This window comes from Kitasatospora putterlickiae, assembly GCF_039527695.1.
Taxonomy (GTDB): domain Bacteria; phylum Actinomycetota; class Actinomycetes; order Streptomycetales; family Streptomycetaceae; genus Kitasatospora; species Kitasatospora putterlickiae.
Map to the genome: position 1 here is coordinate 5,573 of NZ_BAAAKJ010000334.1, position 543 is coordinate 6,115.

General features: G+C 78.1%; 1 protein-coding gene. It reads right to left on the reverse strand.

Annotated features, from left to right (window positions below; genetic code table 11):
* Window positions 1–455: MFS transporter (locus ABD308_RS31530; protein WP_486327041.1), on the reverse strand; the 455-nt coding region annotated here is incomplete at its 3' end.
* Window positions 456–543 lie beyond the last annotated feature (88 nt).

Here is a 543-nt window from a genome sequence, read left to right on the forward strand (position 1 = left end):
CAGCCGGCCAGCAGCGAGGTCAGCGCGGCCGGGGCGAGCGCGCGGCCGACGCCCGTCGACAGCTCCCAGCGGGCCAGCGCGCGGCCGAGCAGCCCAGGCGGGGCGCTCGCGGCGACCAGCGCGGTGCCCGAGCCGGAGTAGAGGATCTCGCCGAGCGTGAACAGCACCGACACCGCCGCCACGCCGGCCGCCCCGGCAGTGCCGCCGAGCCCGCCGGCCGCCCAGAAGCCCAGGTAGGAGAGGGCGAGCGTGGCGCCGCCGGCGGCCAGCACGGTGTGCCGGGAGCGGTGGCCGAGGCGGAGCACCACGGCCAGCTGGAGGGTGATCACCAGCACCGTGTTGCCCACGAACACCCCCGAGGACCAGGCCGCCGAGGCGTGCAGATGCAGCACCAGCAGCGCGGGCAGCGCCACCTCCAGGACGTCGAAGGAGAAGGCGAAGGGCAGGTTGGCCACGCTGAGCAGGGTGATCCGGCGCAGCGCCGGATCCCCGGCACGCCCGGACCCGGCGGCGACCCGGGGCGGCCGGGGCGCCCTGGGCGGG